Annotated in this window: 18 protein-coding genes; 3 read left to right on the top strand and 15 right to left on the bottom strand. The window is 60.2% G+C overall.

The window, feature by feature from the left end; all coding sequences use genetic code 11:
* Positions 1 to 85: 85 nt before the first annotated feature.
* Entirely contained in the window at positions 86 to 388 is a 303-nt protein-coding gene (locus GSQ93_RS11625) for a helix-turn-helix transcriptional regulator (protein ID WP_158935791.1), read from the bottom strand.
* 86 nt (positions 389 to 474) lie between these two features.
* Here GSQ93_RS11625 and GSQ93_RS11620 point away from each other — a divergent pair, with 86 nt between their 5' ends.
* The gene (locus GSQ93_RS11620) at positions 475 to 1572 is read left to right on the top strand and encodes an NADH:flavin oxidoreductase/NADH oxidase (RefSeq protein ID WP_158935790.1); all 1098 of its coding nucleotides are present in this window, start codon (positions 475 to 477) and stop codon (positions 1570 to 1572) included.
* 314 nt (positions 1573 to 1886) lie between these two features.
* Here the strand turns inward: GSQ93_RS11620 and GSQ93_RS11615 are convergent, their stop codons facing one another.
* Positions 1887 to 2978: a TrkA family potassium uptake protein gene (locus GSQ93_RS11615; RefSeq protein WP_254073847.1), complete on the bottom strand. Its 1092-nt coding sequence runs from the start codon at positions 2976 to 2978 to the stop codon at positions 1887 to 1889.
* Between the two features lie 461 nt (positions 2979 to 3439).
* Here GSQ93_RS11615 and GSQ93_RS11610 point away from each other — a divergent pair, with 461 nt between their 5' ends.
* A complete protein-coding gene (locus tag GSQ93_RS11610; protein WP_158935788.1) occupies positions 3440 to 4066 on the top strand; it encodes a hypothetical protein in 627 nt (208 codons plus the stop codon).
* 2 nt (positions 4067 to 4068) lie between these two features.
* Here the strand turns inward: GSQ93_RS11610 and gltS are convergent, their stop codons facing one another.
* A complete protein-coding gene (gltS, locus tag GSQ93_RS11605; RefSeq protein WP_158935855.1) occupies positions 4069 to 5271 on the bottom strand; it encodes a sodium/glutamate symporter in 1203 nt (400 codons plus the stop codon).
* A gap of 24 nt (positions 5272 to 5295) precedes the next feature.
* On the bottom strand, positions 5296 to 6513 hold the full coding sequence (nhaA, locus tag GSQ93_RS11600) for a Na+/H+ antiporter NhaA (protein WP_158935854.1): 1218 nt from the start codon (positions 6511 to 6513) through the stop codon (positions 5296 to 5298).
* A gap of 189 nt (positions 6514 to 6702) precedes the next feature.
* Here nhaA and GSQ93_RS11595 point away from each other — a divergent pair, with 189 nt between their 5' ends.
* Positions 6703 to 7404: a potassium channel family protein gene (locus GSQ93_RS11595; RefSeq protein WP_158935787.1), complete on the top strand. Its 702-nt coding sequence runs from the start codon at positions 6703 to 6705 to the stop codon at positions 7402 to 7404.
* Positions 7405 to 7440: 36 nt separating this feature from the next.
* Here the strand turns inward: GSQ93_RS11595 and GSQ93_RS11590 are convergent, their stop codons facing one another.
* The 11 genes from GSQ93_RS11590 to GSQ93_RS11540 form a co-directional block, all read right to left on the bottom strand.
* Positions 7441 to 8616, bottom strand: a complete 1176-nt coding sequence (locus GSQ93_RS11590) for a monovalent cation:proton antiporter-2 (CPA2) family protein (RefSeq protein WP_158935786.1) — start codon at positions 8614 to 8616, stop codon at positions 7441 to 7443.
* 16 nt (positions 8617 to 8632) lie between these two features.
* Entirely contained in the window at positions 8633 to 9232 is a 600-nt protein-coding gene (locus tag GSQ93_RS11585) for a membrane integrity-associated transporter subunit PqiC (protein WP_158935785.1), read from the bottom strand.
* Positions 9232 to 10860 (bottom strand): intermembrane transport protein PqiB, encoded by a 1629-nt coding sequence (locus tag GSQ93_RS11580; protein WP_158935784.1) that lies wholly within the window; start codon positions 10858 to 10860, stop codon positions 9232 to 9234. Before GSQ93_RS11580 ends, GSQ93_RS11585 begins: the two co-directional genes overlap by 1 nt.
* On the bottom strand, positions 10853 to 12136 hold the full coding sequence (locus GSQ93_RS11575) for a paraquat-inducible protein A (protein ID WP_158935783.1): 1284 nt from the start codon (positions 12134 to 12136) through the stop codon (positions 10853 to 10855). Before GSQ93_RS11575 ends, GSQ93_RS11580 begins: the two co-directional genes overlap by 8 nt.
* Positions 12133 to 13620: an efflux transporter outer membrane subunit gene (locus GSQ93_RS11570; protein ID WP_158935782.1), complete on the bottom strand. Its 1488-nt coding sequence runs from the start codon at positions 13618 to 13620 to the stop codon at positions 12133 to 12135. Before GSQ93_RS11570 ends, GSQ93_RS11575 begins: the two co-directional genes overlap by 4 nt.
* A 1-nt stretch (position 13621) precedes the next feature.
* Positions 13622 to 16831, bottom strand: coding sequence for an efflux RND transporter permease subunit (locus tag GSQ93_RS11565; RefSeq protein WP_158935781.1), 3210 nt, complete (start codon positions 16829 to 16831; stop codon positions 13622 to 13624).
* A gap of 12 nt (positions 16832 to 16843) precedes the next feature.
* The gene (locus GSQ93_RS11560; protein WP_254073846.1) at positions 16844 to 18124 is read right to left on the bottom strand and encodes an efflux RND transporter periplasmic adaptor subunit; all 1281 of its coding nucleotides are present in this window, start codon (positions 18122 to 18124) and stop codon (positions 16844 to 16846) included.
* Positions 18125 to 18190: 66 nt separating this feature from the next.
* Positions 18191 to 18592, bottom strand: a complete 402-nt coding sequence (locus GSQ93_RS11555) for a hypothetical protein (protein ID WP_158935780.1) — start codon at positions 18590 to 18592, stop codon at positions 18191 to 18193.
* 83 nt (positions 18593 to 18675) lie between these two features.
* Positions 18676 to 19143, bottom strand: coding sequence for a glycine zipper domain-containing protein (locus tag GSQ93_RS11550; RefSeq protein WP_158935779.1), 468 nt, complete (start codon positions 19141 to 19143; stop codon positions 18676 to 18678).
* A gap of 199 nt (positions 19144 to 19342) precedes the next feature.
* A complete protein-coding gene (locus GSQ93_RS11545) occupies positions 19343 to 19903 on the bottom strand; it encodes a YSC84-related protein (protein ID WP_158935778.1) in 561 nt (186 codons plus the stop codon).
* A 152-nt stretch (positions 19904 to 20055) separates the two neighbouring features.
* Positions 20056 to 20442 carry a response regulator gene (locus tag GSQ93_RS11540; RefSeq protein ID WP_158935777.1) on the bottom strand — a complete coding sequence of 129 codons (387 nt, stop codon included), beginning with the start codon at positions 20440 to 20442 and terminating at the stop codon, positions 20056 to 20058.
* Positions 20443 to 20473 lie beyond the last annotated feature (31 nt).

Below are 20473 nucleotides of genomic sequence, written 5' to 3'. Positions count from 1 at the left end.
TCATACCGCTACGAGCGAGCTCACGCATCCGCCGCCTTAAAAGTGCGCACGGTCGGTTGAGCCAGCGAAGTGATCAGCGCGGTTCTCAGGGAGCCTGGTTGAGAATCGCGTCCATGAGTCCCGGGAACCTGCTGTCGAGTTCAGCACGTCGCAACGTGTTTTGATGAACCGTGCCGGCCACACGCGTTTGAACGAGCCCCGCCTCGCGCAAGATGCGAAAGTGGTGGGACATGCTTGATTTCGGGCGGCCGCCGTCGAGCTCTCCGCAGGTGGCTTCGGAGACATGCGACAAATGCCGCACGATGTCGAGACGCACCGGGTCGCTCAAGGCGCTGAAGATCCGCTGGAGGGTGAAACCCTCGGGGCCAGGATGGTTATATATGCGCATACTGCAGATGGTACTGGTTTCTGTGATAATCGATAGTTCGAATTATATCGAACTATCGAACTAGATCATCCCACGGAGCCTGCCTGATGCCCACATTATTCGAACCGTTCAAGCTCAAAGACATCTCTTTGCGCAATCGCATCGCGATCCCGCCAATGTGCCAGTACTCCGCTATCGATGGCCTGATCAACGACTGGCACCACGTGCATCTGGCGGGTCTGGCACGCGGTGGCGCCGGCCTGGTTATCGTAGAAGCGACGGCCGTGTCGCCTGAAGGCCGCATTACCCCGGGCTGCACGGGCATCTGGAATGACGAGCAGGCACAGGCTTTTGTACCCGTCGTTGCGTCGATCAAGGCGGCAGGCTCGGTGCCGGGAATCCAGATCGCCCACGCGGGCCGGAAAGCCAGCGCCAACCGGCCGTGGGAAGGCGACGACCATATCGCCGAAGACGATGCACGCGGCTGGCAAACCATCGCGCCCTCGGCCATCGCCTACGGAGCTAACCTGCCCAAGGTGCCCGAAGCGATGACACTCGACGATATCGCCCGCGTGCGCCAGGATTTTGTGGCAGCTGCAAAACGAGCACTCGATGCCGGTTTTGAATGGCTGGAACTGCACTTCGCCCACGGCTATCTCGGTCAAAGCTTTTTCTCGACGCACTCCAATCAACGCGACGATGCGTACGGCGGGAGCCTCGAAAACCGCTGCCGTTTCATGCTGGAGACGCTCGCTGCCGTGCGCAAAGTATGGCCTGAGCACCTGCCGCTGACGGCTCGTTTTGGCGTGATTGAATATGACGGCCGTGATGAGGAAACCCTCGCGGAATCCATTGAGCTCACGAAAAATTTCAAGCGTGAAGGGCTGGACATGCTCAGCGTCAGCGTGGGTTTCTCCACGCCGACCGCCAAGATCCCATGGGCGCCCGCGTTCCTCGCGCCTATTGCTCAACGGGTGCGGCGCGAGGCGCAATTGCCCGTCTCTTCGGCGTGGGGAATCGATACGCCGGAACTCGCCGATACCGCAATCCGCGAAGGCCAGCTCGACCTCGTGATGGTGGGACGGGCCAATCTGGCCGATCCTCACTGGCCGTACTACGCCGCGAAAAAGCTCGGCATTGCGCGTCCTTCGTGGACGCTGCCCGCGCCTTACGCGCATTGGCTCGAACGCTACGCGCTCGGCTGATCACTCGCCCTTGCCACTGGCAATCGATTTGCTTTTTGCACACGGTTGCCGGAGAGAGGGACGAGAAACGCAAAAGCCGGCTTGCGGGTGCGGCGTTGTCTGCTGCCAACCCGCCGTTGGTGAAACACGGTCGTCACTCCCTGACCGGTCTTGTTCCTTCTGTTCGTATGACGAAGGATCAAAACACCTTCGTTGACGCCGCGCAGCCGTCTATGGGTATGGCGGTCTTACGCAGGAATACCGGTATCAACACGATGGTGGTTCCACGACGCATTCCTGATCTCAATGCAACGTGGCTGTTCCCAAAACGGCTCTCAAGTTTGTTCGGTCCGCGGCGCACGCGTGGACTCCATCACAATCAGTACATCGCCCTCTTCAATTGTGCGCGCCGCGTCCTCATAGAACGAGAACATACGGCCGTCGTGGACCAGCCCGACGATGAGCATGCCCGTTACCGCATTCGTCGCCTGACCGACTTCCCGCGGTGCGGCGGGCCGCTCCAGTAGCGTGACGCGTCCACGCGCCGACAACAGGTCGTTGACGAACGGAACGATATACCGGCTTTCCACGGCGTCAGCCAGAAGCAGTCCGCCGATCTTGGTCGACGACACAATCACGTCCGCACCCGCTTGCCGTAATTGCCGTTGGAATACATGCTCCTGAATCCGCACGACAATTTTTGTTTCTGGTGCAATGCTGCGAATGCTTAACGTGAGCAATATCGCGGTCGGGTCATCGGCGACCGCGACTATGACGGCCTTCGCAGAACGAATCCCCGCCTGTTGCAAGATGTCTTCGCGCGACGGGTCGCCGAGCAGACCTGCAACGCCCAGCGCCGTGGCCGATTCGAGCACCGATTGCTGCTGGTCGATCACAATGATCGAATTGGAATTCACGCCGCTTTCAAGTAACTCACGAACCGCGACCGAGCCAGTGAGTCCAAAGCCACACACAACGACGTGGTCCTGCAACCGCTTTTGCAGGCGTTTCATGTGAAGCTCCTCAATCACACGTTGAACGACGAATTGATACGCTGTGCCTAGAAAGACAAACCAGATGGTGATACGTATCGGCATGACGAGGAATGTGACGATCAGGCGCGCACGAGCTGTAACGGGCACTATGTCGCCATAGCCAACTGTTGCAACGGTGACCATGGTGAAATACATCAGGTCGATCACGCCGAGCGTCGGCTTGGTCGCATCGCGCAGCCCTTCTCGATCGATATACACCACGACAAAGGCAAGCACGCACAATCCGATCACAAGGCAAAAGCGAAGCAGCAGCACGCGTTGTGGGGAAGCCGTGGGCCGCATGAACAACGTTCGCGCACGCGGCGCGTGCCACGGTGAACGCGTTCGACGCGGCAAATGGAATCGACTCGATCTTCCGCGCTTCAAGCCCACGCGTGTCTCCTGAAAAAGGACATACGATTTTACGACACCGGTACTCGGGCCCAATGCCCTGTCCGCGCGGAGCGCAGCAGATTTTTAATCTGCGAGCACCTATATCTCAGGTTCACGAGCATGCTGCAAAATACGCAAATTGACCCGCACCACGAAAAGCAAAACGGTCGGCCTTGCGAGACAATAAACCGGTCTTGATCGGTCCGTGAACGCGACAACCTGACTGGCGCCGCCGTTCGCACGGCGAGGATCTATTATTAGCATTTCAATAGTGGTCCTTAGCCGATTGCTCCAATAAAAATATGTTTACTTCCTCCTTTTCGAGGCTTAGCTTGAAACCTTGATATGCAAACGTCTATGAGTCTTTTTAGGCTAAGGACACCGCTTGGCACGGCCGGGGTTTGTGACACCATCCCAGTCGTGCGCCCTTGGCCTATCACGAACACAACCATCGGACTGCCATGACTTACGCCAGCGAAAAGTGGGATCCGAAATATGCACTGTCGCGCGCATTGTTGATTGCAGTAGCCGTTCTCAGTTCGAGTCTTTTGCCTACGGCGGCACGAGCGACCGCAATGGTAACCGCGGAAGAAATCTGCATGCCTAAAGGGACCTATCCGACGGGAACCTATCCAACGACAGGCGACAGCACGACCACGTTCTCCCGCGACCAAACCTGTTTTAGCCGCCCCGTAACGAACCCCTTTGCGTGGGAGAAGAAAATCCCGCGCGCGAACAAGCGCACCCAGGATTCGTTCAACGGGGCGCGAATGATGCAGTACGACTACCACGACGCGCTGTATCACTGTGCGAAGCGTCATATGCGGCTACCGACGGTCGAAGAGCTGACTGCGCTGTTCGTTTACGGGAACACTGCCAACAATTCTGCACCGGGAGGCCAATACGCGATCGTCGCAGCAAAAGATGATCCGCGTTATCCGGGTGGTCTCTATGGATGGGGCGGTAGCAGCACCTATTGGTCACACACCTTCGCAGGCAAGGGCTTCCACAAGGTAGTCAACCTTGAAAACGGTCGAGTGAGCACTTACTACGATTCGCATAGGCGCTACGTGTCGTGTGTTCATTGACTTTATCCGTAAATGGGCAGCAGCAGAAACAACTTGATGACGATCGCGTTCGCAATGTCGATAAAGAACGCGCCTACCATGGGCACCACCAGAAAGGCCAGATGCGAAGGGCCAAACCGCTCCGTGATGGCCTGCATGTTGGCGATCGCCGTCGGCGTAGCCCCAAGGCCGAAACCACAATGCCCGGCAGCCAGCACCGCGGCGTCATAGTTGCGCCCCATGACCCGGAAGGTGACGAAGATGGCGTAGGCGGCCATGGCGATCGCCTGCACGATCAGGATGGCGAAGAGCGGCAGCGCAAGCGAGGCCAGGTCCCCCAGGCGCAGGCTCATCAGCGCGATCGCCAGGAACAGTCCGAGGCTGACATTCCCAAGGAGCGACACTTCGTCCTCGAAGACCTGATACCAGCCACGCAAGGCGAGACCGTTACGCAGAACAACGCCGACGAACAGGACGCACACGAACGCGGGTAACTCGAGTGCCGTGCCTGCCAGCCATACTGCAAGCGCCGAGCCGACCGCGAGGCAAACGGCAATCAGCGCTATTGTCTCGATGACAGCCATCGCCGTGATCGGGCGAACAGCCTTGGGTTGCTCAAAACCGCTCAGGCCGGCGGCGTTGGATTCCGGATTTGGGACCAGGCTGTGGCGTGTAATCAGAAAACGCGCGACCGGACCACCGATCAATCCCCCGAGTATCAAGCCGAACGTCGCGCAGGCAATGGCAATCTCCGTCGCTGACGCGAGCCCGTGACGTTCCGCGAACACCTTCGCCCAAGCGGCACCGGTGCCATGACCGCCGGAGAGGGTGACAGACGCCCCGAGCAGGCCCAGGAGACGCTCTTGTCCCAACGCCCAGGCAAGGACCAGACCCAGCGCATCCTGCATCACCAGCAAGCCCACTACAGCGCCGAGAAACATAATCAGCGAACGCCCGCCGGCTTTCAGCCCTGCCAGATCCGCATTGAGACCGATCGTGGCGAAGAACGTGAGCATCAGCGGCGTTTGCAGCGTTGTGTCAAAACGTACGTCGAGTTTAAAAACCGCGCGTAACGCGAACGCCAGGACGGCGACCAGCAGTCCGCCGACAACCGGCTCGGGAATACTGTAGGTCCGCAGTATCGCGGTCCTGGCGAGGATCATGCGCCCCAGCAAAAGAACGAGGGAAGCGGCCATCAGCGTTTCCAGGGTGTCGAGGGTCACGATGCGCTTCTCCTGTCGAGAGACCGATTAGTTTTCCATGCGCGATGGGGTCAACCTGGAATGACCCGGCGCGAACCTGAGCAACAGATAACCGGTCACACCCGATAGCGTAGAACCCGCGATCACGCCCAACCGGAGCGGCGTGAAATAGTCGGGGCTGTCGAAAGCGAGTGAGCCGATGAACAGGCTCATGGTGAAACCGACGCCACACAGCGCGGCAATACCAATCAGTTGGAGCCAACTGGCGTCCTCTGGAAGCTTGGCCAGGCCGAGCCGAATCAATATGGCGCTTGCCCCGCAAACGCCGCAGAGCTTTCCAGCAAAAAGGCCCACGGCAATGCCGAGGGGTAGTGGCTGTGCCAGCGCGCTCAGCGTCACGCCGGCGAACGAGACGCCCGCGTTCGCAAAAGCGAAGACCGGCAACACGCCAAAGGCCACCCAGGGGTGGAGACTGTGTTCAAGTTGGTGGAGCGGAGCAGTGCCTTGTGCGTTTTTCGTTTTCAACGGCACCGCGAAAGCGATCGCCACGCCTGCGAGCGTGGCGTGAACACCCGACTTCAGAACGAATACCCACAAGATCACGCCAACGATCATGTAAGGCGCAATTCGCGTGACTTTCCGCAGGTTCAAGGCGATCAGAACCGCTATGGCCACGGCCGCCAAAAAAAGCATTGCGATGGAAAGCTCAGCGGTATAAAACAGCGCAATGATGACGATCGCGCCCAAATCGTCCGCGATTGCCACTGCGGTCAGGAATATCTTGAGCGACACCGGGACCCGCTTGCCGAGCAGGGAAAGAACGCCGAGCGCAAACGCAATGTCCGTGGCCGTGGGAATCGCCCAGCCATTCAAGGCCGCGCCATTTCCGCGGTTGAAAATGAAATAGATGAGTGCCGGCACGACCATTCCGCCCAACCCGGCAACGACAGGCAGCACTATCTGCGCAGGCGTAGACAGTTCACCTTCAATCACCTCGCGCTTGACCTCCAGTCCGACCAGGAGGAAGAAGATGGCCATCAAACCGTCGTTGATCCACAGTAGAAGCGGCTTCGCCACCGCGAATGATCCGAAGCTTATCTGTACAGGGATTTTCAGCAGGTCGTCGTACGCGTGTCGAAACGGGGAGTTGCTGAAGACCAGCGCGAGTGCGGCTGCGGCCACGAGCAGCAAACCGCCCGCCGATTCCAGTTTAAGGAAGTCGGCAATGCCGTCGGTCCCCTTGCGAATCACGTTGCCGATCACAATACCCGGTCCGTTGTCTGCGCATCAACTCGTGAAGGCCAAAGCCGGCGCCGAGTGGTGTGTTCATTCGGGCGCAGCGTTTCTTCCAGACATGATGATAGTGCACCGGCGGAGTCATTGATACCGGTTTTCAATGTCGTTTGAAAGCGGCCACTGACCATCGTCAGACACATGAGGCAGGAGTGAAGCGAGATGGCATACGCGCAACGGTGGCGTGATCGGAGCGTACAACTGCGCATCGGCAGCATGGTGGCGCTCCTGGTGCTACTCGCGCTTAACGTGTTCGTCGTGCCCTTTACCATCGCACCGGGCAGCGTCTTCGCGCAAATAGTGAGAGACGTGCTCCTCTCAATGATCCTGATAAGCGGCGTAGCGACAGTATCGGACCATCATCGGCTGTTCGTGGCGATCGCGCTGGTCGCAGGCGTAGCGATCCTGGTGCGCTGGACAGGATGGTTCTATCCGCCGGGAAAGACGCCCGGGCTGCGTGATGAGACCGCGCTCTTTTCGCTTGCCATTCTTTGCCTGGTGATCGGCATCAAGGTCTTTGGCGCCGGCGTGGTGACGTTCGACCGGATCCTGGGCGCCATCGCGCTTTACGTATTGATCGGGGTTGTCTGGGCGGAGGCGTATCAACTTATCAACATCCATGTACCGGGAGCCTACGCCGGAAAGACGGACGACAGTGATTCACTGGATCGCTCATCCTGGATCTACTTCAGCTTCGTCACGCTTACCACATTGGGCTATGGCGACATCACGCCGGTCGCCCACGCAGCGCGGTCGCTTGCGATTCTCGAGGCGTTGATCGGACAGCTTTATCCGGCGATCGTGCTTGCGCGACTCGTGTCACTGCATGTTGCGGGCGGTGGCTCCGGTACGAATGAGGCTTGACGTCGCAAGGCCTGTATGTCACTCGTGCGACGCACCCTAAGTGTCCGGATTCTCGCGAACGGACGGTATCCGGAGTCGCTGATGGATGAGTAGCAGAAGCGGTGTCGTGACCATCGACAATGTGACCACCAGGGTCACGAGCGACGACAAGCGTTGGTCGATCACGTTCGCCGCCAATGATGCCGCCAGCACCACGAACGCAAATTCCCCGCCTTGTGACAGCAGCACTGCGAAGTAGGTACGTTGACCGGCCGGGACTTCGAAGCGGCCTGCGAGCAGCCACAGCGCAACCGTCTTGATGCCCACGAGCACCACCACCAGCGCAGCGACCAGCATGGGTTCCCGCGCCAGCACGCCGAAGTCGATCGACATCCCCACCGCAATGAAGAACAAGCCCAGCAACAAGCCCTTGAACGGCGCCATATCGATCTCGATCTCATGGCGATATTCCGAATCTGCAAGCAACATGCCGGCGACGAACGCACCGAGAGACATCGATAAATGGACGCTCTGCATGAGCAGCGCAATCCCGATCACCCAGAGCAAGGCAAAGGCGGTGAACACCTCGGGCACGCCGGTCCGCTTGATCACTCGAAGCAAAAAACGCAATAGGAAGCGTCCGGCGAGCACGACTGCCGCGAGCATCGCCAGCGCTTTCAATGTGACAAGCCAGCCTGGTTCGGCGGCGGCATTGGCCACCGCCGGTCCCAGCAGCGGCAGAAGCGCAATCAGCGGAATCGCGGCCATGTCCTGAAACAGCAGGATGCCAAATCCTGCCCGGCCGGCCGGCGTATCCATCAGCTTGTGTGTCTGGAGTTCAGCGATCACCATCGCGGTAGACGACAACGCCAGTGCAAGGCCGCCGGTCAGCGCAACGCGCCACGGCGAGCCGAAAACCAGGAACGTTGCTGTCAGGACCAACGCGCACAGGGCCATCTGCGCTCCGCCGTAGCCGAAGATCGTACGGCGTATGGCCCATAGCTTTTCGACCTGCATTTCGAGGCCGATCACGAACATCATCAATACTATTCCCAGTTCAGCGAAGTGGAGGATCGCGTCTACATCAGTGACGAGCCTGAGCACCCACGGGCCGATCGCCACACCCGCGAGCAGATAGCCGAGCACAGAGCCAAACCCCAGCCGCACGGACAGAGGGACGGCGATGAGCGCCGCTGCCAAAAAAATCACGACGTCGATCAGCATCCCTTCCATACATCAGGTCCCCTGGTCACGGCCGACGTATCGTGCGGATCGCTGCGGCGACGGCATTGCTGACCGCCGCCATCGCCTTGCTTTGGGCCGCAACGAGCGCGTCGTTACCCTGCGCGCCCGTCTGCACGCTGATTACGGTACGCCCGCTTACCGGCGCGCCCTCCTTCGGCGGCTTCACCGACCACAGTACTGAGACCGCCGCCACGTCGGGCGCCGACTCGAAGCTCTCTACATCGATGGATACGACGTACGTCACCGCGGGGTCCATATTTTGCGGAAAGGCGGACACGAGCGCGCCTGGAAACTGCACTGCAAGGTCAGCCGCGATAACCCGCCGGATCTGACTCTTCAGCGGCTCCGCCCATCGGGAGAACTCGTCGAGCGTGATCCGGTTGACGTCGGCTCGCATCACGAACTGCGGGCGATCGACAATCTCCGGTACCGTGACCGCGCCCATCACGATAGCCCACGTTGGAATGGGGGCCGGCGCGCTGTCTCCGGTCTGCACCTGCGGACCCTCCGCGCTCAACGTATAGAAGCTCGCCTGAGGCGAAGTCGTGCATCCGTTGGCAAGTGCCGCCGCGAGCACCACGGCTGTCGTTAAGAGGGTTCGCATCACTTCTTGTCCTCCGTCTTGCCGCGAAGCAGCGCTTCGGGATGGCGCTCAAGATAGTCGGCGAGCGCACGGAACGACGCGGCCGTGCGCGACAATTCACGCATGGTGTCAACGGTGCTTTGCGCCAGCGGGGAATTCGGTTGCAACGTGCTGTTGGCCGAGACGAGCGCTTCGTGCGCAGCGGCCAGCGTGGCACGCGCCTCCGGCGCGACTTGAGTGTTGAGCGTCTTGAGCAGACCGTCCGCGTCCGCCAGCGTCTGGTGCAAGTCGTTGCCGATCGTTTCGAACGGAATCTTGTTCAACTTCGCGACCAGACTGGTGATCGAATCCTGCAGCCCCTGCAGGTTGCCCGGAACGGTCGGCAATTCAGGCGGACTCTTGCTCCAGTCCATCGAGGCCTTCGAAGCAGCCGGAAAGAAATCTACGGCTACATAAAGTTGGCCCGTCAGGAGGCTTGCCGTTTTCAACTGGGCGCGCAAACCGTGAGCGACCAGATACTCGACGAACACCTTGCGATCCGGTGCGACCCGGCCGCCGTTTCCGGCCGCTTCTTCCTTCGTGTCCGAGTCATAGCGCGTGGTGAAGCGCTCGGGGAAAATACGTATCACGACCGGAATGCTGAACTCCTTTTTGACCGGGTCAAAGTGGGTATAGATCGCCGCCACCTCGCCGACGACGATACCCCGAAAATCGATGGGCGCGCCAACGGTCAAGCCGCGCACCGACTCCTTGAAGTTCAGTACATAGGTGTCGACGATAGTGTCGTGCCGCTTCATCGCCTCGGCGCGGTCGCTGAAAAGCTCGAACTGGCGCTGCGCCGCAGCTTCGGGCTTGACGGATTTGTCGGCCACGTTTGGCGGATCCTCGAATGCCAGGCCGCCAATCAGGATCGACACCAGTGATTCGGTATTGATCTTCACGCCGCTTGTATCCAGCGTCACGTCGACACCGCTCGCGTGCCAGAAGCGCGTGTTGTCCGACACGTATTTGTCGTAGGGCGCATTGACGAAGACGTGCAGCGTCATGCCGGCGCCGTCGGGGTCGAGTGCATAAGAGGTGATCTGGCCGACCTGCAGCCGCCTGTAAAACACCGGCGAGCCAATATCAAGCGAACCCATGTTCTCGCTCTTGAGCACGAACTCCCGTCCGGGTACGCCGGCCGAAAACACGGGTGGCGACTCCAGCCCGGTGAAATCGCGGCGAGTCTCGCTCTTCGAACCAATGTCCATGCCAATGAACGAGCCTGACAGCAGCGTGCCAATACCCGACACCGTGCCGCCGGATATGCGCGGGCGCACGACCCAGAAGCGGGTATCGTCGGCCAGCATGTTCGTGGCGTCGCGGTTCACTTCGGCGCTGGCTATGACCCGTTTGTGATCAGGCGACAAGACAACTTTCTTGATCACGCCAATATCCACGTTCTTGAATTTGATCTTGGTCTTGCCCGCTTCCAGGCCTTCACCGCTAATGAAGCTGATGGTGATCGTCGGACCTTTTTCGAGGATCGACTGCACCGCGAGCCAGCCGCCGATCAATACCGCCACCAGCGGCACGAGCCACACAAGCTGCACGCGCCAGCGTGAGCGAGGTGTGGCGACCGCTTCGGGGAAATCGGGCGGCCTATTCATGATCAGGCTCCATGGCGTCCCAGATAAGACGCGGGTCGAATGACATCGCGGCGAACATCGTCAGTACAACTACCGCACCAAATGCGATCGCGCCGGGTCCCGCCTTGATTGTCGCGAGCGCGTTGAACTGCACGAGGGCGACCAGGATGGTGATGACGTAGATATCGAGCATTGACCAGCGGCCGACCAGTTCCACCAGCCGATAGATGCGCGTGCGTCTCTCGGGCAGCCAGCGCCACCGCAATTGCGCCGTCAGGACGAGAAAGACAAGCGCGATGATCTTGAGCATGGGCACCGCAATGCTCGCGATGAAAACAATGGCCGCAAGCGGCCACGAGCCTGACGTCCAGAGATAGACCACGCCGCTCAGGATCGTGTCCGTTTGCGCGCCGAAGAGCGAACTCGTGTCCATCACGGGCAGCATATTGGCGGGGATGTAGAGGACCACCGCGGCAATGACGAACGCCCAGGTGCGTGCAATGCTGCCGGGCTTGCGAAAGTGCAGATGCGAGCCGCAACGCGGGCAGCGGCCTTCGTGCGCGTGCGATGCCGGCTTCGATAACAAGCCGCAGTCATGGCAGACGAACAGGCCGGCGCGGGCGGCCGTCGGTGCCGAGGCGCTGAACTGCGCGACGGGTGTGGCGGGTGTGACTGACGCCCTAACCGTGCTCCGCGCGATGTCGATGCGGGTCCAGATATCGTGATGATCGAAGGTAGCCGCAGCCGCGGCAAGCAGCAGCATCACCGCACCGAACGCCAACATGGCGATGCCGGGAACCACGGTTGCAATAGCCGCCAGCTTGACGAGCGCGACCAGCATTCCGAGGATCAGCACTTCGATCATGCCCCATGGCGTCACACGACGCAGCACCCGCAACACGATATCGGGCCGGCGCGGAACGTGCCCTGAGCGCAGAGGCAAAAGCACATACGTCACCGCCGCCATGTCGAGCAGCGGCATCAGCAGCGTCGTGACGAACACGAGGCCCGCGAGCGGCCAAACGCCGTCGTCGTACAGGATACGAGCCGCACCGAACAGCGTGGTCTCGACGAGCGTGCCGTTCACGGAAAGCCCGACGATCGGGAAGGCATTGGCCACCGCGAACAGGACCATTGCAGCAAGAGTGAACGCGAGTGCCCGGTCTACGCTTGCGGGCGGGCTTCGATACAGCGTCGCGCCGCAGCGCCGGCAACGCGCGACCGCTCCGCCGGTCAGCACCGTCTCGCGCTGCAGCAGGTCGCATTCGTGACACGCGATCAGGCGGGCGGCATTCATGGCGCAGCGCCACCGGTTTGCGAAGCGGCGGCGGGCGGATTCGCCATGGCCGTAGTCCCGTCGTAGGTGGTCGAGGTCATGCGTTCGGCGTCGGTGACCCAGCCGCCCCCCATGGCCTTGTAGAGGCTCACTGTCGACGTGAACACCGTACCTTGCGTCTGCGCGTAACTCAGTTGGGCATTGAAGAGACTACGTTCGGCATCGAGTACTTCAATGTAGCTCGTATAGCCGCCCTCGAAGCGCAGCCGGGCGAGGCGCGCATAGGTGCGTAGCGCATCGACCTGATTGCCCTGCACCACCAGTTGCTCACGCGTTTTCTGCAGCGACACGAGCGCGTCCGCAACTTCCTGGAACGCAACCTGGATCGCCTTCTGATACTGAAACAGCGCTTGTTGCTGCTGCGCTTCGGCTTGCTTTACCTGACCGCCGATACTGCCTGCCGTGAAGATCGGCAGCGTCACCGCTCCCGCATAGGACCAGACGCGCGCCGGACCGGTGAAGAGCGAAGAGAACTGTCCGCTTGCGGTGCCGAACAAACCGGTGAGCGAGATAGAGGGGAAATAGAGCGCACGCGCCGCGCCGATCAACGCGTTCGCGGCAACCAGGTCTTGCTCGGCCTGACGCAGGTCGGGACGGCGTTCGAGCAACTCGGACGGCAGCCCCGCTGGTACCGCGGGCAACGCGAGATCGTCCAGTTCACGGTCACGCACAATGACCTCGGGGTTGTGCCCAAGCAGGATGGACAGCGCGTCTTCCTGCTGCGCGATCTGCAACTCGATCTGCGGAATCGACGCGAGCGACGCCTGGTACTCCGACTGGCTTTGGGCCAGTTCCATTTGCGACACTTCGCCGCCCGTAAAGCGCAACTGAAACACACTCACCGAAGCGCCACGACTAGCGACCGTAGACTTGGCGATATCGAGCTGGCGGTCGAGTGAAAGCAAGTTCACATACGACGACGCCACCGATGACACCAGCGTCAGGATCGTTGCACGCCGGCCTTCTTCGCTTGCAAGGAGGTTCGCGCGAGCAGCTTCCGTCTGCCGGCGCAGCTTGCCGAAGAAATCGATCTCCCAGGATGCGGAGAGCGTCGCCTGATACTGGTTGAACACCGAACCGACTCCCGGCGGCAACTCCGTCGTGCCGAGCGGCACCCGCTGGCGTTGCGCGTCGATCCCTGCCGCCACCTGTGGGAACAATTGCGAACGCGTGGTCACGAATTGCCCGCGAAACTGCTCGACGCGGGCCGCCGCAGTCTTCACGTCCAGGTTGTCGGCCAACGCCGTGGCGATCAACGCGTTCAACCCCGGATCCTGAAACTGTTCCCACCATGCTGTATTGACGAGATCTTTCGCGTCTGACTCGGCAAAGCGGAACGAAGGCGGTGTATCGACAACTGGCCGCTGATAGTTCGGTCCGAGCAGGCAGCCACTGAGCGCAAGCAACGAAGACAACACCAGCAACGAGAGAGCGGAAGCACGCATGTCAGTCGCCCTCGCGTGGGGCAGACGGCGTAGCGGTCGGGGCGCCTGCGCCGTGATCTGGCGGGCTCACGGTCGGGCCTGGGGACTTCTTCCCGCTGCTGCGCTCCGACATCGTTTCGAGCACATAGAAGAACATCGGAATGAAGAATACCGCGATCACCGTAGCGCCAAGCATGCCGCCAATGACGCCGGTGCCAATCGAATGCCGGCTGTTCGCCGACGCACCCGTGGCGATGGCAAGCGGTACGCAACCGAGGATGAATGCAAGGGACGTCATCACGATCGGACGTAGCCGCTCAGTCGCCGCCGTCACCGCGGCGTCGTACACCGACTCACCCGACTCCCGGTTCAGCACCGCAAACTCGAAGATCAGGATCGCGTTCTTGGCGGCCAGTGCGACCAGCATCGTCAAGCCGATCTGGAAGTAGACGTCGTTTTCAAGACCTCGCAGCAGGATGGCGAGCAACGCGCCAAAGAGCGCGAACGGCACCGCCATCAGTACGCCCACCGGCAAGCTCCACTTCTCGTATTGCGCGGCGAGAATCAGGAACACCATGATCAGGCCGAACACGAACACGAGCCCCGAGGTACCGCCGGCTTGCCTTGCTTCGTACGCTTCACCGCTCCAGCCGACGTCGTAGCCCGCCGGCATCACCTCATGCGCTACCTCGTCAAGCGTGGAGAGGACCTGTCCCGAGCTGTAGCCCGGCGCGGCGTTCGCCGTGATCTTGACTGCGGGGAAATTGTTGAAGCGCGTCACCAGATCGGGACCGGTTGCGAATTGACTGGTCACCACGGCTTTGAGCGGCACCATGCTGCCGGTCCTGGCACGCACATAAATCTGATCGAGATCCTGAGGCTTGAGCCGATACGACGGCTCCGCTTGCAGGATCACCTGCCACAATCGGCTCGACCGGTTGAACTGCGATACGTACAACGAACCAAACATGGTCTGCATCGCGCTATAGACTTCCTCGATAGGAACTCCAAGCGTCTCCGCCCTGTCACGATCCACATTGACCAGCAGTTGCTGAGACGACGCATTGAACGTCGACGTGACGCGCGACAGTTCAGGCCGCTGTTTCGCTTTCGCTATGAAGTCGTTTACCACGGCCGCAAGTTGAGGGATGGTGGCGTCCCCCTTGCTTTGAATCCACATCTCGGTCCCCCCCGTCGTTCCCAGTCCTGGAATCGACGGCGGATTGACCGGCAGGATGATCCCCTCCTTCACCCCGGAGAGTTTTTCATATGCATCGATCAGGACGGCACGTGCGTTCTGCGTCCGGATGTTGGCGAACTTATAGCGCTCGTCAAAGCTCTTGAAACCGATAAAAAACGTCGATGCATTGTTCTTGCTCTGACTGTCCAGCAAGCTGTATCCATCGATTATGGTCACACTGCTCACGGCAGGCTGCTTCATGAAGTAGTCAGTGACGTGCTGCGACACAGCGCCGGTGCGATCAAGGCTCGCCGCATCCGGCATGATGACCGCGCCGAGCAGGTAGCCCTGGTCCTCCGGCGGGAGAAACGAAGTCGGGATCGACCTCATCATGATGACCGCGAGCGCGATCATCCCGGCGAACAGCAACAAGGCCACCACGAAACGCTTGATGGCCAGCCTGACCAAACGCGTATAGCCGGATGTCATCCGTCCGAACGCGTTATCGAACCATCTGAAAAAGCCCTTCTTTTCATGGTGTCCCGGCTTCAGCAGCAACGCCGCAAGCGCGGGCGACAGCGTCAACGCCACCACGCCTGAGAACACCACGGAGATGGCGATCGTGATGGCAAACTGCTTGTACAGTTGCCCCGTGATGCCGCCGAGAAACGCCACCGGCACAAACACCGCACACAACACAAGCACGATCGCCACTACCGGCCCGGAGACTTCGTCCATCGCCCGCTTGGCAGCGTCCTTTGGACTGAGCTTATGGACGTTCATGTTGCGTTCGACGTTTTCGACCACGACGATGGCATCGTCCACCACAATCCCGATCGCCAGCACCATGCCGAACAGCGTGAGCATGTTGATCGAAAAGCCCAGGGCCAGCATGCCCATGAAGGTTCCCAGAATGGACACCGGCACGGCGATCACCGGGATCAATGTGGCGCGGAAACTCTGCAGGAAGACGTAGACCACGATCACGACAAGCACGAGCGCTTCGAAGAACGTATGGATCACATCCGAGATCGACGCCCGCGTGAATTCAGTCGTGTCCATCGCAATGCTGTAATCCATGCCTTCCGGAAAGGACTTCTTCATCTGCTCGAGAGTTGTCCGCACCTGCTTGGATACGTCGAGCGCATTCGCGCCGGGTTGCTGGTATACCGCGATGATGGTCGCCGGCTTGCCCTGAAACTTGCTGCGAATCGAGTAGTCTTTTTGACCGAGCTGAGCCCGGCCAATATCCCTGAGACGCACGATCGCAGCATCACCACTCGCCGCCCGGATAATGATGTTTTCGAACTCGGCGGGGTCGCTCAGCCGACCGGTGGTCGTCACTGCAAATGATTGCTCGACCGGGGCGCCGGTTGGCGACTGGCCGATGCTGCCGACCGCGAACTGCTGGTTCTGATTCGATACGGCCTTCTGCACGTCGCTGGCGGTAACACCGAGCTGCGCCATGCGGTCGGGCTTGAGCCATATTCTCATTGCATAATCAGGTGTACCAAAGATACTAGACTGGTTGGCACCAGGCACTCGCTTGAGTGCATCGAGCACATAGATATTCGCGTAATTGGCTATGTAAGTCGGGTCGTAGCGGTCGGTAGGCGAATAGATGGCAATGACCATCATGAACGCCGATGACTTCTTCTGCACCTGGATGCCCTGCGCTTGCACCGACTGCGGCAATTGCGGCAACGCCAGGTTCACCCGGTTCTGGACATCGACCTGTGCAAGCTCGGGGTTGGTGCCGATCTGGAAAAAGACATTGAGCGTAAAGTTGCCCGTCGATGAACTCGACGAGTTCATGTAGATCATGTTGTCCGCGCCGTTGACCTGTTGCTCGATAGGCGCAGCGACATTGTTGGCGACCACGTCGGCGGTCGCACCGGGGTAATTAGCGGAGATCGTGATCTGCGGCGGGGTGATGTCCGGATACTGCGCGACGGGCAGGCTGAGCATCGACAGCGCACCACCCAGCGTGATGATGATCGAAATGACCGATGCGAAAATCGGCCGATCGATGCAGAAGCGGGAAATGTTCATTTCGGCCGCCGCTCAGTTCGTCGCAGTGTGTTCGGGCTGACGCTGTGCCATCGCCTGCGCGCCTTCGCTCTGTCCACCGGGCTTTCCGTCGTGCTGCTCGTCGGCGGTACTTGGCGCGGCAGGAGGCGCATCGGTAATCTTGAGCGGCGTGTCGGCAACTACTCGAATGGCGCCATCGACCACGATTCGCTCGCCAGGCTTCAGGCCGTCGGTGATGAACCAGTCGTCGCCGTGCCACGCGCCGGTTTCGACCACGCGTTGATGGCCTTTGGAATCGTTCTCGACCACCCAGACAAAATGGCTCTTCGATCCCTGCAACACGGCACGCTGCGGTACGAGGATCGCGTTCGGACGCACGGCCCCCGACACGCGTGCGCGTACGAATTGTCCGGGGCGCAAGCCGCCTTGCGTGTTCGCGAACGCGGCCCGCACGAGAAACGTCCCGGTTTGGGTACTAAACGCGGGATTGGCGAAATTGATGTGACCGCGAGCCGGGAATACGGTGCCGTCAGCAAGTACGACGGTCACTTCGAAGTCATCGTTCGCCGGAAACCGCAACTGCTTCTTATCGATCTGATCGCGGTAAGCCAGCAACTCATTCTCGGAAATGCTGAAGTTCACCCACATCGGGTCGAGTTGATACACGGTGGTAAGCAGGCCCGTTGCGGCTGCCGTTACGTAGCTGCCATCCTGCTGCCGGGCGAAGCTCGACAGACCCGTGAGCGGGGACTTGATCGTGGTGTAACTCAGGTTGAGTTCAGCAGTCTGGACCTGGCCTTTCGCAGCGATCACGGCGGCCTCTGCCTCCTTTTCGCTGCCGATCGCGTCGTCCCGTTCTTTCTGGCTCAACGCGTTCTGTGCGACGAGCGGAACCACGCGTGCGAGATTGGCTTTCGCCACCGTTAGCCTGGCCTGCTGCTGCGCGAGCTGGCCCTTGGCAGACTGGAGCACCGCTTCAAATGGCTTCGGGTCCATCATGAAAAGCGTCTGGCCGGCGTGCACCAGTTGCCCCTCGGTATAAACCCGCTTGTCCAGGAAACCGTCGACGCGTGCGCGGATCTCGACCTCACGCGAGCTTTGCGTCTGGGCGGTGAATTCGAAGTCGACCGGCGTATCACGCGTGGCGACCGTCATCACCGTCACATCAATCGCCTGACGCGGGAGTTCCGCTGCCGGTTTGCTGCAAGCAGCGAGCACCACCAGCACCGCACCGGAAAACAGACGATGCAACCCGGTGCAAATGCTTGCACACCGGCGATCACGATTCTTGATCCGCGAAGCTGACGTCACCATGTGAGTCTCCCATTGGGAACTCGGACTCGTGGAATACACCATGAGCAGGACCGGGCGCGTGGCCGGTTACGGCGTGCAATAGCCATAGACCACGTACGTGTCCTCGCGATTGACAAGCGTCATTGACAGGGCGCCGTCGGTCTTGTCGATGACAACCGTCCACGCATAGCCGAGCTCGGTGCCCTGCATCAGGATCTGATCCGCGCTGTTGTCGAGATAGCGGATCTGGGTCGTGCGCTTAGGCCCCGCGATCGTCTTTTCAGCGAAGTCGATGCGCATGAAACGCGGCACGCCAACGTCGTCCGGCAAGCCGCGAAGGCAGGTCTCGCCCGGGTCGCAAGCATGTGCGTCCACCGTCGCGCAGATCAGCCGCTTGCTGCCATCGAAGTCCGCGCTGAACGCGGCTGTTGCCGAGCAGAGCAACGCCACCAACGCGGTTTTTATTGCAGTTGTCGTTGTGATTTTCATTGCGGATTTCAACGCGCTCGCCAACGCTGTTCGCCTTAGTCTGGTCATCATGCTTGCATCTCCGCTGGCTGCGCTGGTCGACTCTATTGAACGGTGTATCCCCGGCCCGTCATGCAGGCGGCCACCGCCCGGCTGAACGTCGCCATCTGCTGCGATGCCTGTTGACTGTTAGCTTGCTGCTGGCCGGCAGCAGCCTCGTTCCTTCGGCGCTGACGCATCCCTCCCGCCGCCGTGCCGACCACCGCCCCGATCGCCGCACCCTTGCCCGCATCGCCTCCGATTGCACCGCCCATCGCACCCAGCGCAGCGCCGCCGGCCGCTCCCCTGAGCATGCCTCCTTGCTGTTGCTGAGGCGGCGGCTGGTTGGCGCCCTGCTGCGCTATCACGACCGGATCAACCCCTGTTGTTTGCTTCGCCCACAACTGGCATTCAGCGGTATCGGTGTTTTGCTTTTGCGCACTTTGCCCCCTGGCCGGATAGATGATCGGCTGCTGCGCGGCGGCTGCAAACGTCAGCGCCCAAAGCACCAGACCCATTGCGACTCGTTGCATTCGTTGTGTTTGCTCCATTCGCTGCATGGCTCTGCACCCTTTCATCAAATGAGCAACTCAACCGGTTCAATGCCTTTCGCCGCATGAAGCGTGGCCGCTGTTCAACGCAGACTTCCGTGTCACACGTGCATTGCGACCTAACTACCCGAAGCCAAGACGCTAAACGACGCTGGCGCCTCTCTTCGGGGTTAGCTTCGCTCTACTCGTCGAACTTGACGATCCGCTGCCCTTGTACGCCGAGTCCCGCCATCAAGCCCTGCTGACCGTAGATCATCGCGTAGACATCAGATTTAAGCGTCTCGGACGTCATCGATTTCGCCACGCCGGCATCCACCACCACGACGCTTGGGCCCACGCCGACAGACATCCCGGTACCACTGGTGACCGAATCAATTGCCGTGTCGGTCATCAGAAACAACGCTTCGGAGTACGTCTGACCGCCAGCCTGGAGGCCGTAGGACAGTCCGCGCACCCGGTAGTAACCAATGATCTTTCCATCCGGACTGAACATCACGCCTTTGCCGCCCTGCGCACCGACGATAAAACCCGCCTTGACGATGCTGGGAAATACCAGGACGGCCTTTGCCCGGTATTGCAGGCCTTGAGCTCGCGGGGCGTTCGCGAATAGTTGTTGAAGCGCTTCGCGAGCTTGCGCGTCCAGCTCTGGATCGCCGCCATTCGCGACAGTTGGGTTTGTCGAACACGCCATGGCAAACAGAAAGAGGGGAATCGCGAGAACCAGCCGAAGGTATCTGATCATGATGCGTGCTCCATTGGAAATGACTTCAAGAAGTAACCCTTTCGGTCGCCCTGATACTTCTTTAGGACTCCGTTTTTATGATGCAATCAATATTCATCTAAAACAATGGGACCTTGGTCCAATACCTTCGTTACAGGCGTGAGTGTCGAGCCTCAGGGCCTGGGTACGAGATCGATGGCGGAACGCACGGCCCTGATCAGAATTTCGTCATTGAATGGCTTGCGGAGGTAGCCTGCGGCGCCCGCCGCCAGCGCTTGCTCACGCACGACTCCGTCATCATGTGCCGTGATAAAAATGATCGGAATACCGCTGCTGGCCAGTCGCTGCTGGACCTCAAGCCCGTTCAGTCCAGGCATCTGCACGTCAAGCACGATGCAGGCTGGACGGTATGACGGTATCGAATCGAACATGTCCAGAAAATCGTTGCCCGTCTTGAAGGTGTCCGCTGAGAAGCCGGTAGAACGTAACAGCCGCTTGATGGCTCGACTCACCGATTCATCGTCATCCACTACTGCGACGAACGGCTTGACTTGGCTCATGGCGAATATCCCTAATACAGTCACCTCGGTA

Origin of the sequence: Burkholderia sp. S171 (genome assembly GCF_009766085.1) — a bacterium.
In the GTDB taxonomy this organism is placed as follows: Bacteria; Pseudomonadota; Gammaproteobacteria; order Burkholderiales; family Burkholderiaceae; genus Caballeronia.
Note: the sequence above shows the minus strand (reverse complement) of the source record. Positions and strands in the feature narration are given on the sequence as shown.